Below are 16853 nucleotides of genomic sequence, written 5' to 3' on the forward strand. Positions count from 1 at the left end.
CTGTGGCAAGGAGCCTTCGATCATTTCGAAGGGTTGCAATGTTCAAAGGCCGTCAGTTCGACGAATCCGTGATCCTGGTGTGCGTGCGCTGGTATCTCGCCTACAATCTGAGCCTGCGCGATCTTGAGGAGATGATGGCCGAGCGCGGCATCACGGTCGATCACACGACCATCCACCGCTGGGCCGTTCGTTTCTCGCCCTTGTTGCTCGAGGGTTTCAACCGGCGCAAGCGTGCCGTCACCGGCAAGTGGCATGTCGACGAGACCTACATCAAGGTCCGCGGCCAGTGGACGTATCTCTATCGCGCCATCGACACTGTCGGTGACACAGTCGAGTTTTGGTTCAGCGAGCAGCGCGACCTGCCTGCGGCCAAGCGCTTCTTCAGAAAGGCGCTTGAGCGTCATGGCCGACCGGATCGCGTCGTCATCGACGGGAGCCAGACCAACCACGAGGCGATCGTTTGCTGCGACATCACAAATCGCTTGCAGGATCGCTCCCGGCGCCGGCTGAAGCCGTTCCGCATCCGCCGGAGCCAGTATTTGAACAATCGGATCGAGCAGGACCATCGGCGTATCAAGCGGCGGGTCCGGCCGATGTTCGGCTTCAAATCGACGGCCACCGCCTGCACCATCCTTTCCGGCATCGAAATGATCCCCTCGATGGGCAAGCGACAGGCGAGGTACGCCTTCAATCCGAATCTGTCCCTGGCCGAGCAATTCGAAATCCTCGCCGCCTGATTGACCGCATCAGGCCTCTCTGCGCCCCTATTCAGCCGTTGCAACAAAACCGTTGAGCGCAATGCGGCGATAGGATTCATTCTCGGTCGCATGGGTGCCGCCGGTCGAGCAGGACGGCGACACTATGCCGGCAATGCAGGCGACCATCGCCTGGCCGTCGAGCAGGTATACGTCGTTGGCATCGTAGGCTGGCATGCCATAGCCCGGACTTGCCCGTTCGATGACGTCAAAACCATCGAGCCCCCGGGCATAGCCGAGCCAACCCTGGTAGAGGCCGCCGAGCTTGGTCTTGCGCGAGGAATTGTAGTGAGCGCGATCTGCGGCTCGATGCCATGGAAAGCAGGAGCATCGATGCCGATGGAACAGCCAAGATTGCCGTTGCCGGCCGCTTTCGGCAGATCCACCTTCGGAGTGCCGATCGCCTCGGGATCGCCGCTGCCGGTTGTCGTGGTGGTCGTGGCCGCTTGCTCCTCAGCGGCTTGTGGAGCGGCCTCGATATCGCTCGTCTCTGCCGCCGTACCTGATTTGGCTGTCTTGGCATCCTTGCTATCGGCTGCGTTGGCATCGGCAGGTTTGGCACCAACCTTGGCCGCTGCATCAGGGCTGCCGGCGGCGGCCGTTCCGCCCGGCGCGGCATCTTGCGCCACACCTGTCGTCGGCACCATGGTGCCCGACGCCGATGTGCCTCCGCCATCCGCCGACTGCCCGCCGCCAGTGCGGCGCCGCCATTGCCGAATCCCCCCGGCGCGCTGAGTTGAGACGAAGTGCCCTGCGCTTCTTGCGCAACGGCACCTATCCCCGCACTTCCCCTAATATGACAAACGAAAGACGTTGTGCCGTCCGGAATTATCTGTCGTTGTCCGGAATTAATCCGGACTTCGGAGAGGCCGGGCCCATCACGAAAACGATCAATGACCTATGTGTCGAGCCGCCGCCGCGGTGGGAATCTGCGGGCTTCAGCGTCCGCCGAGTGCCAGCGGTAGTCGTTCGTTGAGGGTTACCAAACCTGTCGCAGGTGGGTTACCAATGCGCCTAATGAATGGCCTTAGGTTACCAATTGAGGCCGCAATTATCTCAATGAATCAGCGCCTTAGCGCCAGTTCGAAATTAATTGTCGTTGGGGCACAATGGTAACCCTGTTGATCGAAGGGCATTGGTAACCTATTCGAGCGAAAGCAGTGGGATATGAGCCATTTAGCAGTACAGCTGACGACAAATAATTCTGGACGCCGACGACAGATAATTCTGGACGGCACACCAGTCTGCCCTTTTATGCGACTGGAAACGCACAAAACGAGAACAAACCAAGTTATCGATCCTTAGCTTGTCCGCTTTGAGCTTTGAGCTTTAGTTGAGCCTCCACGCGCTCTCCACTCACAACCGCCAATCTCACGTTTCGCCACGTCGTTTGATGTGCAGAGAATGCCGGTCTCGCCCTCGCGTCACTCCCCCTGCCGTTGTTTACATGATATGGCACAGCCTAAGCGATATTCAGTAATCCACAATAATTCTTTGCATACTCGAGCGGGGGCCAAATCATATGCATCTTCACTCTTTGACTTTTAGGAACTTTCGTAGATTGAGAGATACACGCGTCGAGTTTGCAAACGATCTGACAATATTTGTTGGAGCCAACAACAGCGGCAAAACGTCTGCAACTCATGCTGTGGACCTATTTTTGTCCGGTTCTAAGGACAAATTCACTGTCAATGATTTCAGCGCAGATTGCTGGCCGGGCTTTGAAAATTTTCCGGCAGAAGATGCGGCTGAGCAAGCCTTCGAATTTCCAGCCATAACTCTTGATGTGTGGATCAGCGTTGATCCGGACAGTCTCTACCGGGTCGTAGATCTCCTGCCCCGAGCCGCATGGGAAGGCGCACTCGTCGGCGTCCGAATTGAGTTTGCCGTGAAGAATGCCGCCCAGACGCTGGCCAGCTACCGGAGGATGGCGACCGAGGCCGCGAATTTCGCGCAGACCAAGGCCGAGCATGGCGCGGACTACAAGCCCTGGCCTCGCCACATGCGAGACTACCTCGCGCGAGAGCTGAAGAATGAATACGGCTTGCGCTATTTCATCCTCGACGAAGCGTCACTCGACCCCGCGAACGCTGGCGAGACTTATACGCCGAAGGAGATTCTGGGAGACACCGAGCGCACGGGCCACTCGATCATCAATTCGCTGATCAAGGTGGACTTCCTGAGCGCGCAACGACACTTGAGCGACGGAAACGCACAGGCTCGAACCGAAGATCTGTCTAAGCGCCTCAGCCGTTTCTACACGCGCAACCAGAGCAAGCGCGAAGACGACCACAACGCCCTGCGCGCGTTGGCGCTATCTGAAGACCAATTGACGAAGCATTTTTCAGACGTGTTCAAGGATACGTTCAAATCGCTGCGCAAGCTCGGGTATCCCGGCCTTGCCAACCCTTCACTGGAGATCCGCGCCGCCCTACGGCTGGAGCGCCTGATGGGCGATCAGCAGGCCAAAGTTCACTACCTGCTCGAACAGGCGATCGGTGGTGCAGAAGCTCTGTCCCTCCCCGACAGCTACAACGGGTTGGGTTTTAAAAACCTCATTTACATGGGCGTCGAACTCCTCGACCTCCATGCTGCGTGGTCGGTTACAGAAGAAGGTGAGGAAGAAAAGCGCCAGCCAATCCACCTGATGTTCATCGAGGAGCCGGAGGCGCATATGCACGCGCAACTCCAGCAGGCCTTCGTTCGCAAGCTCACCGAACTCATCCCGCCCGCAGGCGCGGACGCTCACGCCACGCAGTTCGTGATCACGACACATTCTCCGCACATCCTGTACGAGCGGGGCTTCAAACCGATACGCTATTTCCGCCGTTCGGCAGAAATCGGCTCCAAGCAAAGCTCGTCTGTTTTCAACCTCTCAGCCTTCTACGAGAGCAACAAGGAAGACCGGGACTTCCTGCAGCGATATATGAAGCTGACGCATTGCGACCTCTTCTTCGCTGACGGCGCAATCCTTGTTGAGGGCAACGTCGAGCGCCTCGTACTTCCGTTGATGATCGGACACGGCGCTGAGAAGCTGAACGCTGCTTATCTCAGCATTCTTGAGGTTGGCGGCGCCTTCGCCTTTCGCTTCCAGAAGCTGATTGAGTTTCTCGGCCTGCCAACCCTGATCGTGACGGACCTCGACAGCGTGTACCCTCCCAGGCCCAAGGACGCTCCTGAAGCCGCACCGGACGCCAACGGGAACGCCGCTACCCAAAGCGATAACGACGCGCGTGAAGACGAAGACGATGAGCTTGATGATGAAGTTACGGCTGAAGGAGATGAGCCGAAGCCAAGCTCAAAATGCCCTGCCGGAACGGCTGGAGCTGTGACGGCAAACCAGACCCTACGCCAGTGGCTCCCTGGCAAGATGCTGATTGAAGACCTCCTGGCCGCGGCGCCTGAAAGTAAGCTGCAAGCGCCCCAGAATGGCTTGGGTGCGCATGTGATGGTGACGTATCAGTGCCCCGTGACCGTAACGTGGGGAGCGGAGACGGCTGAGCTGAAGAGCCGAACCCTCGAAGAGGCCTTCGCTTACGAAAACCTTGAATGGTGCCAGAAGAAGGAGCACCACGATCTGAAGCTGCGATGGAGCAAGGCGGGAACCATGCCGCTAACCGATCTCGCTTCGAAAATTCACACGCGCGTCAAAGGCCAGCATTTCAAGAAGACTAACTTCGCCTTGGGTCTCTTGGCTAGCAGTGACGCTACATGGGTCGTCCCTACTTACATCCAGCAGGGCTTGGACTGGCTGACTCAACAGGTGGCGATCGTAGAAGAAGAAGAGACGGATGACACGGCTGAAGTCGCGGGCGCCCCAGAAGCTCCTACCCAACCTCAGAACGTTCAGGTGACTCAATGACCAGCCGCGCGGGAAAGCCAGATACGACGGCTGATATTGCACTGAGAACCTTGCTAGACGATGACGCGTCTACCGGGTTCGTGATGGTCTCAGGTGCAGGGTCGGGAAAGACGACCTCGATCGTCAAAGCGCTCGATCATCTTCTGAAAACACGAGGCCGAGCTCTCCGAGCGCAGTCCAAAAAGATCGCCTGCATTACTTATACAGAAGTCGCGGTCGCCGAGATCTGGGGTGATGTCGGCAACAATCCGCTGTTCCACGTGTCCACGATCCACAGCTTCCTCTGGGCGGCCGTGAAGCCGTTTCAGATCGACATCGCAAGCTGGGTCGGGCGTCGGCTCGACAAAAAAATCACAGACACTGAAACTGAGATTGCAGGATTTACGAACAGGACGCGGGCACCGACGCGCGAACGCAAAAACGCCGACCTCGAACGGTATCGAGCCCAAAAGCTCACGGTCAGTGATGTGGAACGCTTCACCTACGGTGTCGGGAGCGACTACCCTAAGGGCATTCTGGGGCACGACGACATTATCAAGCTTTCGACCGAGCTGATCCGCGACTTTCCGGTCATCGCCAAAGTGGTCGGGCAGAAGTACCCGTTCATCTTTGTCGATGAGAGTCAGGACACCGATCCGGATGTCGTCGCGGCACTCCAGGCGATCTCAGCCTTGCTTGGCAGTAAGTTCTGCCTTGGGTTCATTGGCGATCCGATGCAAAAAATCTACACATCCGGGGCCGGCGTCATAGCACCTCTCGAGGGCTGGAAGTCTATCGAGAAGCCTGAAAATTTTCGCTGCCCCATCGCTGTCCTCAATGTGATCAATCAGATCCGCGCGGGCGATGACGGTCTTGTTCAGACCGGCGGCAAAACGAAAGAGGTCGGAGGCGCACGCGTTTCGGTCCAAGGCTCGGCGAAACTGCTCGTGGTGTCGAAGACCGACCGTACTCAGAGCCTAGCTGACGCGCGACAGTGGCTAGCACACCACAACAACGACGCCCTTTGGCTCAGCGATGAATCTGACGCTGACGTGAAGATCTTGGTGATTGCCCACCGGATGGCCGCCAATCGCCTTGGCTTCGGCTCCCTGTACGAAGCCTTCCACGACAAGACGTCTGACCGTCTCAGAGACGGTTTCGATGACGGCACACATTGGGCCGTCACCCCTCTGCTGAAGCTGCTGGCCCCCTTGATGCTAGCCGATGCCGATGACGATCAGTTCGAGGTTATGAGCCTTCTGCGTCGCCATGCGCCTTTTTTGCAGCGCGATTACATGCAGGTGAACGCTGTGCCCGGCATCTTGAAAGACATGGACACTCGGGTGAAAGTACTCGCGCAGATTTGCGGAGAGGCTTCAGCGACCCCTGCTTTTGCTGCGTTCGAGCATCTGCGGGACGGAGGCATGTTCAAGCTGGATGATCGCATCCTCGCGGCAATGGCCGAATACGATGCTGCGGCTCCATCAGTTGAAAGCGGCGACCATGCTGCTTTGGTGAAGCTCCTTCACACGCCAATCCGCCAGCTATGGGGCTATCGTCGCTACATTGAGGAGCAGTCGCCGTTCGAAACGCATCAGGGGGTAAAGGGCGCGGAATTCAGCCGTGTTCTCACGATCCTCGATGACGAAGAAGGTCGCCATAATCAGTTCAATTACGGCAAGTATTTCGGCATTACGCCCCCCTCCGACACGGACGAGCAGAACATTCGGGACGGCAAGGAAACGACGGTAATGCGCACCCGTCGCCTTCTTTATGTCTGCTGCTCCAGAGCCGGCGACGATCTGGGTGTTGTTTTTTTCGCGGACGACCCCGCGCAGGCTCACGCCGCTATCGTCGCGTCCGGCCTGTTTCACCTTCAGGACGTCATCAATCTCGCCGCTGCCTAGGCCACTATAAGCCTACCATCCTGTCAGAAGGGCTATCGACCTGTGGCGTCTTGGAAATCGTTCCACATAGTCTGAATGCCAAGCGGCTATGCTCGGCACAGATGCAGCCCACGGCAAGGGCGTCTGGATAGTCGGGGGTTCCATGTACCCCCGGCACACAGCTTTTTGCTGTCCACAGAGAGGCCTATCCCTACGGTTGATGTTTAACCGGCAACTGAGCCCTGAGCCATAGGTTGTTTCGTCTGGATGCCAACTCGAGCGGTTAGCTCAACACCACGTCGATAAAGCCCTTTCCTTCCCTGATTCGTTCGAAGTCGGTGCGCAAAGGCTGGGCTCTGTCGAGCCATTCCCGCTCATAGGCTTCAAAATCCGCTGGATCTTTCGGTTTGAAATCTTTGAGGTCAGGCTTGTAGATTCGGGTATCGCCAACGCGCCGCGCTATTTCAGTCATCAGCAGCCCTCGCGGAATCGTGCGATATTTCCCACGTTCGGTCGACACAACCGCCATTGCTTTCGACTGCTGGCCGGCCGCCGGCACCGGCAGGATTGCATCCAGGATCGCAGTCGCCTCGCTCGGCTTTCCTTTGCCCATATCCCAGGGTGTACTGTTTTCACTGCCATGATGGCCGATCTTGAGGAAATCGACGGCTTTGCCGAACAGATCTCGTCGCTCGTTCCACATCACATTCCACGAGCCGTTCATCTTGCCCTCTTTGAAGTCGCCGTTCCATTCAGCGTCACCGACAAACAGCAAGCGCTTCTTTTTCCATTCGATCAGCAAAACGATGCTGGAGTTGTTTTTTAGCGTGCCGTCCAGTTCGGCGAATGCCAAAGCGTTCGACTGCATGCGGGCGCGAAGGGCGCGAAAAGAGGCGGGACTGATATTGTGAGGCGCAGGTGGCTCTTTCGCTTCTGCCGTGGCATCAAGCTCTTCTTCCGCGTCGAATGCGGCCGCTCCCAGCACGCCCTTCAATGTTCGCTGAGCGGTCGCGCCAAGATAAAATCGATCGAAATCAGCCTCCGGCCCCAAGATGTTGATCTTCGCTTTATTGAGTGCAATGCTATGCGTTTCATTGGTCTCGCCTGCTTGCACGTAAGTCGGGTCTCCGCCATCGAGCAGAGTTTTGCGCAACGTCTGCATGGCGCCTTTGTTGTCGATCTGGAAAACTGACAAGAGCTCGCTTGCACGAGGGCTCAGGCTGAGCCCAAGTGCCGCAAGCCCCCGCATGGCCTGCTCAGCAACTCCTCTAATCTTGCGGGTCTTTCCGGCCTGCGGATGTCTCGGATTCATTGCGCAGTTCATCCAAACCGCGCCGACCTTCATATTCTCGAACAGCTTGGGATCGAAGCCCGCTATGTGATCCTTGTGCTCATGCGTGACAACGACAAGATCGAGCCGCTTTTTTCCATCCTGTGCGTCTGGCAACTCGCTCTCGAGTTGTTTCATCGCCGCGACAAGAAGCTTCCCTTCGCTCCAGGTGCCGCAGTCGATCAGCATATGGAATGCATCTTCCTTCTTGTCGGTTTTGCCGGGAATGCGAACATAAATGCAGTCGCCCAAACCGACGTCATAAAGGCGGATCAGGAGCTCATTTGCCATCTAAGCGCTCCCAGGCTGGAATCATCATCATCATAGACATGAAAGTGCGGCGAGAGTTCAAACCGAACCGAGCCGTCAACTTCTCGCGCGATCAGCGGCGGTGTAAGGCCTCCAACAAGACCTTCGGGGCCGGCGAGTTCCTCGCCAACCATCCCCTCACCGATGCGTCTGGAAAGTGCGTCGAGATACTCCTGCCTGCGCTGCTTGCCAACCTCGAGTTCAGCTAAGGCTACCTGCTCGGTGCCAAAGAGTTTCTTGCGTGATTTCATCTTCTCCATCGCCACGCCTGCAGTGGCAAAGGGTTCACTGCCCGGCTTGCGCACCCAATAGAGAAGGCTGCCATTGACGTCGAACACCATCGTCGCGCCACAGAGGAGACTGGTCGTCTTGCCGCTGAAAGAGCCAAATTGCGTGCCCGTTAATGCCAAATCCTCGCGCCACAGATATTGAAGGATGATCTGTTTGGGCTGGAAGAGACCTGGACCGACCATCTTTTCGGAGGTGAAGACCTCATTGACGACAATGTCGACATGGTCGGGAATGAAGAGCTTGTCGCGGTTGTCATCGAGATACCGGTAGGCTGCGGCGCGCGAACTCGCGATGAGCTCCGGATCGTGCGTAATTGTTCCTGGCATCCGATCGTACAAAGGCGCGCGCGCCAGCAGGTCGGCCCTCTCCGCTTCGGTCATGATCTCGCGGTGGACGAAAATGTCAGCGATCATCTTGCGATAATTTTTGGGATCGGTTGGATCTGCGATCGCGAGGTTGCGCAAGACGGCGCGCCCATAGTCGTTGAATGTAACTTCGACAGGCGGCAAAAGATCGAGCGCCTGGATGGCAATTATCTGCATCTGAGCGACCGCATATTGTAGCGATTGAGCTGGAGTGTGTGTCTCCCCGTCGCTGCGCTCTCGTTTGAGATATTGCTCAGTCAACGCAACGAAGATGTCGAACATCGCTCCGGTCATCACCTCCGAGAGTGCGTGAGGTTCGATCTCATCCTTGTATTCGCCCAGCAAATGCTCATTAGCAGCGCTACGCAGGTATGGTTGTCCTGACACGGCGTTGCCGAACTCTGTGGCGACAGATGCGATGAGTTCGTCACCGGATTTCGTCTTCAAGTGGCCGTTGGTCCTGGCCGCAAGCTCCTTACGGAACGAATTGTTCCGCAGCGTCATCAAGATTGCGGTCAGGTCCCCAAGGAATTCGTGAAAAGCACCTGTCTGTGGTGAGACCGCCTCCAAGTAGTATGGGCGAATCCCATCCAGCAGGGCATGGCCGAACTCGTGATTGACGATATCGCTGGATAGGCAGGTGTGAATTCGCTGACCGCTGTCGTCGTCAAAATAGTAGAACTGGAGGGACTTGCTCTGGCGATCATAATAGGCATTTGCGCCGTAACCGGCATTCGGCGTGACCAGAAGCCGATTGCCTTCGAACGCCCAGGAGATGCGCCGGCCGAGGCCGCTGGGGCTCTCGAAGAAATCAAGTGTGCTTTGCAGGATTGCCCAGGTACTGACCTGGCGGAAGTGAGCCGTCTCTTTCAGCGCTTTATCTACCTTGCGCCCCTTTGGATCGAGAAACGCCTTCTCCCCGACGCTCCATTTGGCCGGTTCTTCCAACGTATTCGCGGTGCTGTCGTAGTCGACAATAGCAAACCTTGCGCTTGTCGGGCCATCGCCAATGCGCGGCTCCCAAGGCACATAGAAATCGCCGTCGATCTCCAGACCTGGATTCTGCTTCGCGACAAGAGGATCCTTGTAATATGTGTCGAAGCGAATCTTGAGGCCGAGTTTCTTCTGCGTGGTCCCGTCCAGAAACCGCCGGGAGGCATAAACGTCTCGCGTCTCAGCAGGTGACAGGGCCATCGCCACAGCCTTTTCACCGTTCTTAACGGTACTGCTCTTTTTCGCCATCTGCATCCCCCTCGGATGACCGCGAACTGGCCTTGCTATCGTGAACTTGGAGATGTCACGGCTGTCCGGTTCTTAGCTCTTGCGCACCAGACTATCCGAACCACCACGACTTTACCCTTGCTTCCCGATTTTACACTGAGCCGCCGCAAACGCATCGTTTAACAGCTTCGCAAGCCTCGGACCGCCGCGGCCGAGTTGCTCGTCGAGAATGGGCAGATTGGCTTTCCTGTATGCATCATCGAGAACGGTGTTGGGCGGGACAGATTTGATGATTGCGACAGCAAGCCTGTGGCTCTCATTCGCCCAGTCGATCGTCGTTCCAGCAGTTACCGCGGGAACATCTGCGGCCTTCAGCCAACCATCCTCCAGTCGCTCTTCATAGGTGCCCCACGACCAGGCGGTCTTCTCAATCAGCGCGACGTCCCATGCGGAATGAAGATTGCTGTTGAACGGAAGATCGCCGTTGACGCCCTCTTGGGTGACGATCGTCACCGCGATGCCGTTGCCGCCGCCTGCATCTCCGATGGCATGCAAAGGCTGATGCAGATCACCCACCAAATGGACCAGGAATTTCAAAGCGCGTTGACGGGCATCGACAGGCTGTGTTGGGCAGGCGACAACCGCGAGCTGCCTGTTAATGGCAGCGATCAGGCAGTCACCGAGAGCCGCGTCGGGGATGCAATCGCGAGAGGCGTCGTATGCCGTGGCAGTCCCCGGAATATCAACGAAATGCCATTTGGTAGCGACTTTATCTTGGACCCGCTCGTCATCTGCCCAATTTGCAATAGACGCGAGCGAGGCTCCGGGGCCGAGAAGATCCGAAACACCCTTCAGCGCCTCCGCACCCAAGCGGCGCTGCGCGATTTCGGCAATGATCGCGTGTCCCGACGGCCCCCAAGCCAGTGCGAGGTTCGATGCAATGACTAGAAAAGCGGCTGCCAGAGAAATACGACGCAGCATTGGAACCCTCCCCGCGCCAGACCAGCCTGCCAATACTTCTCCAACAGCACGTCACAATCAACCCGAACGGATCACGCCTACCAGAAAATTTTGCTCGACCGTACCCACAGACACCTTGGCTGCTCTACGCCTGTGCCTAAATTAACTGGATAGGTGCTTTAACCAAGTGCTCTTTCATACGGTCACTATAAGGCTCTACGTCGAATGCCACTGGAAAATTCTCGGGCTTGTAGGCCGAGACGGCTGCCTTCCGATCCAGAACCGACTGATGAACAAACGGCTGCGGCTCTTGCCGCTCGATCATGCGAGGCTCGGCCTGCGGAAGGTAGAAACCGAGGGCCGATTTCCGCTTCCATTCACGCCATTTGGCGGATTTTGGAATCCACTCAAGCGGCTTCCAGCCCCACGTCACTGAATCGTGCACGGTCCCCAGTGGGCTCGGGCCAACGAAGTTCATCTTCCCCTCGCCCTCCCCTGTTCCGAAGACGAGGCGCTCTCGCATCCGAGAATTGATCTGCAATCCAAATGCCGTGGCCTCATCAATCATCCAGTCGAGCGGAAATTTGGAGATGGCGCTGTCCTCTTCAGGATACCCACCACCGACATCCGAATGACATCCGGCGAACCAGACTTGCCTGATATCCTGCTCTTGTACCGGCGCGGTTTTATCGAAAGGATTTTCGACGAACGGCTGCGGTTCGACCCACCGGTTCAGCCGGAACATGCGTCGATGCTCGTCGATCGCAATTGCATGGCGAAACACTTCGACACTCGGATTAGTTCTTGTATGCGGCAGTGTCTGGAGCTGCGGCAGGAGTCGGTCCTTTCGCGGCACGATGACCGACGCAACCGTATCCCAGACACCAAGAAATTTGATACGTGCGTCTCGGGCTCCAGAGACTTTGGAGAAGTGCCAGGCGACGCTTAGGTCGTTCTCGTCGCTGGCCTGCTTATAGGAGCTTACAGCATATCGAACGATGTTGAGCTGGTCCGGCTGCAGCAGGCCGATCATGTGGATCAGGCCTGCAACGGCTCGCACTGTGTAGGCGCCGCGGCTGAAGCCAAAGAGGAAAATTGCGTCCCCTTCGACATAGTGCCGGCAGATAAATTCGTAGGCACCGGCGATTTCAGCGTCGAGCCCATATCCAGTGGCCAGCTCAAACACCGATTTGGTGTTTTGCCGCCAGCGAGCCCATGCGTCACTGGCGCCGATCGTGCCTATGCCGGCGTCGTAATAGACGCGCTGTTCCTCATTCTTCTTCAGGATGCGAAACAATTTCAGCACATTTGAGAGGTTGCGCTCGATCTGGTTGCCGGTTCCATCGCAGCAGACGACGATATTTTTCCCCACCTTGTTCAACACTCCCCCACTGATGCATTGAGATTAAATGGACGATTTTGAAGTTCTATGGTCTAGCACGGTTTTTCATGCAGGCGGTCGCCGAAGCACTCATGCGCGCCATTTGCACGCTGATCTCGTTCTGAATGACTGCTTTGAACCAGAAGCGGCCATTGCCGGACACATGCTCCGATGTCGCCTTTGGGGCCGACAGCGGTCAGACCGCTTTTGGCACAAAATAATGGAAAGCAGACATTCGGCGTGCCGCCTGCCTAAGCCTCACCTGGGCTTGAGCAGTCTGCCTGTTCTTACCGCCAAACTTCGACGAGCTCAAATTCATAGTGGCGCTATCGCTAGCTCGTGCCTATACGGCAGAATGCCTTGATGTAATTTATCCGTCTGTCGAATGATCGTTACAGCTGGACTGGATTCGGCACTCTTAAATGTCGAAAAGGCTAGTTATCAAGGTTATCGGCACGTAATAGTAACGCTAAACACTTGTGGCACAGGGGGTTGGCTTGATCGACACGAAGGCGTTGGCGCCGCTGTCTTTAGCAGACTTTAAGCAGGCGATCGAGTCCAAGCCGAACACTCTCGAGGTTCACCTCGACTTGGTGGAGCGTAATGTCGAGATCGCGGGCTGCAAGGTTCGCATCCACTGCCATTGCCTCAAGGTTGGCGCCGACGGTCGCGTCAGCGCCGCGCGGCTAGCGGAGTTCATCCGAACGGCGGTGATCGACTATGCAATCCCGCATGAGGCCCGTCTGCGCGCGAAAGAGCGGGACTATCGAGAAGGTGGCTTCGCGGCCACGATTGAACTTTATCATCGCGCAGTTGGTACTTTCACCGATCTGAAAACGTCCGGCGAGGGAGGTGAGCTTCTCCTTTACCTGCTTGCCGAGCGCTTCCTAGGCCTGCCGCAGATCCTTTGCAAAATGTCGCTCAAGACCAGTGCGCAAGTGCATTACCATGGCGCCGATGGCGTATATGCCAACGTCGACGAGGAGGGCGTGCTTAATCTGTACTGGGGCGAGTCGAAGATCCATTCCGATGTGACCAGGGCGATCCGCGAATGCCTTAGCTCGTTGAGGCCGTTTCTCGACGAGGAAGAGGGGGAGGCAGCAAGCCGCGAACGTGATCTTGTGCTGCTCAGCGAGCGAGCCGATCTCGGAAAACCCGAACTCAACGCTTCGTTGCGCCGGTTTTTCGACCAGACGGACCCGCTCGTGAAGAGGAAGCGATATCGCGCGGTCGCCCTGGTTGGCTTCGATAGCGATGATTATCCTGCCGCTGGCGAGAAGTGTGGGGCGAACGACATAGTGGACGCGTCAAGAGAGGCGCTCAACAAGTGGTCCATGAATGTCGGGAACCGGCTAGCCATCGAGAAGCTAACCGATTGCCAGATAGAATTCCTCTGCCTGCCGCTTCCTGACGCTGAGGCGTTCCGCACGGCTGTTCGGGCATCTTTGGGATTAGCCAAGTGAGCGAGGAAGAGCTCATCGACTGGCTACTGGCCGAAGGTGTCGCCGTCGATCTTGGCCTGTTGTCGCGGGTCAATGCGCTTCAGGAGCTCGAAAACGTGGAACCGGTGGAGTCCATCGGCAATGCGTTGACCGCCATAGATTGGAAACGGCTGCTGTTCGCCGGAAGCATCCTGGCCCGCTCGGAAAGTCGGCGTCCGCGCGAAGCTGCGCTTTTGATCGCGACTTCCGCAATGACGTTGACGGAGCGAGGTCCGACGCGGGATGCGGCGGCGTTGCTGTTCGAGCAACTGTCGAACAAGCTGGCGGTTGTGCTTGCGCAGCGGCGGAAAGAGGTCGGGTCAGATTTAGATGCACGCCTAGGTGTCGGTGCCCGGCTGGAATTGACGAGAAACCGCCTTAAGAACTCCGTGGTACTCGAGACAACCGGGGGTCTCATGGAGGTCAACGCCTTCCAGCGGTCCTTCTGGACCGGTGCCGGTAACGATGGGAGTTGGGTGTCCGCCTCGGCACCGACCGCATGCGGGAAGACATATCTGGTGCTGCAGTGGCTATTGGACCAGGTGCAGGCGAAGCGGGCCCGAATGGTGGTATATCTCGCTCCGACCCGAGCGCTGGTGAGCGAGACCGAAGCCAATCTCCGCAGCATGTTGGCAAGTGCTGGCATCGGCACAGGTGAAATCCGGATCAGCTCGCTGCCACTGACCGACGAGTATTTGGCTATGCGGGACGGCGGTCCCCCGCTGATCGCTGTCTTCACCCAAGAGCGACTGCACCTCTTTGCCAATGCGCTGAATGATGAGATGGGTATAGACCTCATGGTGGTCGACGAAGCCCATAAGATCGGTGACACCAAACGGGGCGTAATCTTGCAGGACGCGATCGAGCGCGCGGTGCGGGCTAGCCCGAAGGTTCGGGCAGTCTTCATCAGTCCAGCGACGCAGAACCCGCAGACCTTGCTGGAAGACGCTCCGGCGTCCGCCGATCGCCGTGTTATCGAAAGCGACGCCCCGACGGTGTTGCAGAACGTTCTGTTCGCCCGGCAGGTTAAGCGCCAAACTACCAAATACGAACTGGCGGTCCGGCGCGGCGACGAGCCTGAAGACGTCGGCATCCTGAGCCTGCCGGACCGACCGATGGGCCTTCGAAAGAGGGTGGCGTTTATTGCGCAGGCACTGACAGGTCAGCGGTCAGGCACCCTGATCTACGCCAACGGTGCAGACGAGGCGGAAAAGATCGCCTTTTTGCTGAACCAAGGTTCACCAAGGGGGGCTATCGACCCGGAGTTGGCGGCCCTCGCCGATCTTTCGCGAAAGGGGGTTCATCAAGATTACCTGCTCGCGCCGCTCGTTGAGCGCGGTGTTGCATTTCACTACGGCAACATGCCGTCCCTATTGCGTTCGGAGATCGAGCGGCTTTTCAAATCCGGTAAAATCCGCTTCCTGGTGTGCACATCGACCCTCATCGAGGGTGTCAATCTCTCGTGCCGAATGATCGTGCTCCGCGGCCCGAGGAAGGGAAGCGGCAAGCATATGTTGGCGCATGACTTCTGGAATTTGGCCGGTCGTGCGGGTCGATGGGGTGACGAGTTCCAGGGCAAGATCGTTTGCATCGATCCCCACGACGAAGAAGCATGGCCGATAGGAGTGCCCAAGCGCACGCGTTACGAAATCAAGCGCGAGACAGACGCGGTGATGGAGGCACCGGAGGAGATTCTGGGCTTTTTGACAGCGCGGGCGAGCCTGTCCATGGAGGAAGTAGGCCGCGACTCCAAGCTCGAACAGGTATCTTCCTATCTCATCTCGACATTTCTGCGTTCCGGCTCCGTCTCCAACGCCGCGTTCGCAAAGCGACATGATCCAAGATTCGTCGCAGAGCTTGAGGTAGTGCTCGCTAAGCTATGTGAGGCTAATCGATTGCCTCCGACACTGGTCGCACGGCATCCGGGAGTCAGTGCCATCGCGATGCAATCCCTTCTCGAGTTTTTCGGCCGACATCCGGGCGAACCCGAGGACTTGATCCTCGCGGCCACCGAGGACGACGAGGCTATAGCTTCCATGATGTTCGTAATGAAGGCGATTAACGATCACCTCTACCCGGCTTTCAAGCCGGATGAGCTGATGTACGGTCATGCGGTGACCGTTCAACGGTGGCTCCGCGGTTGGTCGCTTGCCCGTATGATCAAGGCACGCATCGAGAACCTTCGACGGAACGGAAAGGCTATCAACGTGCCAAAGATATGCCGCCAGACGATGGAGATGGTCGAGCAAACCGCACGCTTCGCCGCTCCGAAGTACATCGCTGCTTACATGGATGTCTTAAAGGTCCACCTGAATGGAGCCGGACGAGCCGATCTTCTCCGGGAAAGCTTCGACATCGGACTGGCTCTTGAGTTCGGCATCTCGACCACGACGCTGCTATCGCTGATGGAGCTAGGGCTTTCGAGGATGAGCGCCGTCGCGTTGTACGAAGTGGTCGCCATGGACGACTTGGATCAGGTTGCGTGTCGCGACTGGATGCGTGCCAATGCAGACGCTCTGGAAGGTGCTGGGATGCCTTCCATCATCGTGCGGGAGTTGCGCGAGAAGTTACTCGGCGAGACACCGCCAGTATACCAGCCGGAACAAAATGCTTAGCGGTCGACCCCTTAGGAAAACCAGCTGGGCCGGCGTTTAGGTTCGGACAACAAATATGGTACTCTCCCGGGAAAGGGGATCGGCTATGGGGCAGGCACGGCGGATTACGCTCGCCACGCGATCGTTTGATAAGGTTGGAGACGCCACGGCGTTCTACTCAGCCATGCTGAAGCGCTATGAAATCGGCGAACGAGTCAGCACCGAAGACGCAGCTGATTTGTCTGCACTACTTGATCGCCATGATGAGCTTGAAGAAAAGGTTGGAACTGGCATTACGGGCTTTGAGGTAGACACCCCGCCAAAAGACGTCCCACAATTTTCAAAGAGATGCTTCTGGGTAGTTAGAAGCGATGGTACCAAAATCGACTTTTCGATCGGCCACTGCCTAGAGCCAAAACCGTACGACTGATCGGGCGGC

Annotated in this window: 11 protein-coding genes; 6 read left to right on the forward strand and 5 right to left on the reverse strand. The window is 57.3% G+C overall.

The annotated features are described in order from the left end of the window. Positions 1 to 38: 38 nt before the first annotated feature. Positions 39 to 737, forward strand: a complete 699-nt coding sequence (locus M729_RS0111935; protein WP_027161682.1) for an IS6 family transposase — start codon at positions 39 to 41, stop codon at positions 735 to 737. A gap of 27 nt (positions 738 to 764) precedes the next feature. Here the strand turns inward: M729_RS0111935 and M729_RS1000000138795 are convergent, their stop codons facing one another. Further along, positions 765 to 932: a hypothetical protein gene (locus M729_RS1000000138795; protein WP_198032088.1), complete on the reverse strand. Its 168-nt coding sequence runs from the start codon at positions 930 to 932 to the stop codon at positions 765 to 767. Between the two features lie 1345 nt (positions 933 to 2277). Here M729_RS1000000138795 and M729_RS01000000134900 point away from each other — a divergent pair. Together M729_RS01000000134900 and M729_RS0111950 are read left to right on the forward strand one after the other, a co-directional pair. Beyond that, positions 2278 to 4617: an ATP-dependent endonuclease gene (locus tag M729_RS01000000134900; protein WP_032808332.1), complete on the forward strand. Its 2340-nt coding sequence runs from the start codon at positions 2278 to 2280 to the stop codon at positions 4615 to 4617. Beyond that, entirely contained in the window at positions 4614 to 6503 is a 1890-nt protein-coding gene (locus M729_RS0111950; protein ID WP_027161683.1) for a UvrD-helicase domain-containing protein, read from the forward strand. The genes M729_RS01000000134900 and M729_RS0111950 overlap by 4 nt, the downstream gene beginning before the upstream one ends. A 262-nt stretch (positions 6504 to 6765) precedes the next feature. Here M729_RS0111950 and M729_RS0111955 read toward each other — a convergent pair whose 3' ends face one another. The 4 genes from M729_RS0111955 to M729_RS01000000134905 form a co-directional block, all read right to left on the reverse strand. Next, positions 6766 to 8103, reverse strand: coding sequence for an MBL fold metallo-hydrolase (locus M729_RS0111955; RefSeq protein ID WP_027161684.1), 1338 nt, complete (start codon positions 8101 to 8103; stop codon positions 6766 to 6768). Then, the gene (locus M729_RS0111960; protein WP_245267561.1) at positions 8085 to 10019 is read right to left on the reverse strand and encodes a serine protease; all 1935 of its coding nucleotides are present in this window, start codon (positions 10017 to 10019) and stop codon (positions 8085 to 8087) included. The genes M729_RS0111955 and M729_RS0111960 overlap by 19 nt, the downstream gene beginning before the upstream one ends. Before the next feature lie 111 nt (positions 10020 to 10130). Beyond that, positions 10131 to 10979 carry a S1/P1 nuclease gene (locus tag M729_RS0111965; protein ID WP_027161686.1) on the reverse strand — a complete coding sequence of 283 codons (849 nt, stop codon included), beginning with the start codon at positions 10977 to 10979 and terminating at the stop codon, positions 10131 to 10133. 136 nt (positions 10980 to 11115) lie between these two features. Beyond that, positions 11116 to 12330: a DUF2235 domain-containing protein gene (locus M729_RS01000000134905; RefSeq protein WP_050596223.1), complete on the reverse strand. Its 1215-nt coding sequence runs from the start codon at positions 12328 to 12330 to the stop codon at positions 11116 to 11118. A 506-nt stretch (positions 12331 to 12836) separates the two neighbouring features. On the opposite strand from M729_RS01000000134905, the gene M729_RS0111980 reads away from it, so the two are divergent. The 3 genes from M729_RS0111980 to M729_RS01000000134910 all read left to right on the forward strand — a co-directional run bounded on the left by M729_RS0111980 (position 12837) and on the right by M729_RS01000000134910 (position 16844). Further along, positions 12837 to 13802 (forward strand): DUF1837 domain-containing protein, encoded by a 966-nt coding sequence (locus tag M729_RS0111980; protein ID WP_084652605.1) that lies wholly within the window; start codon positions 12837 to 12839, stop codon positions 13800 to 13802. Next, on the forward strand, positions 13799 to 16435 hold the full coding sequence (locus M729_RS0111985) for a DEAD/DEAH box helicase (protein WP_027161688.1): 2637 nt from the start codon (positions 13799 to 13801) through the stop codon (positions 16433 to 16435). Before M729_RS0111980 ends, M729_RS0111985 begins: the two co-directional genes overlap by 4 nt. 85 nt (positions 16436 to 16520) lie before the next feature. Beyond that, positions 16521 to 16844, forward strand: a complete 324-nt coding sequence (locus M729_RS01000000134910; protein WP_032808334.1) for a DCL family protein — start codon at positions 16521 to 16523, stop codon at positions 16842 to 16844. Positions 16845 to 16853: the final 9 nt, after the last annotated feature.

This window comes from Mesorhizobium sp. WSM1293, from assembly GCF_000513875.1.
GTDB lineage: Bacteria > Pseudomonadota > Alphaproteobacteria > Rhizobiales > Rhizobiaceae > Mesorhizobium > Mesorhizobium ciceri.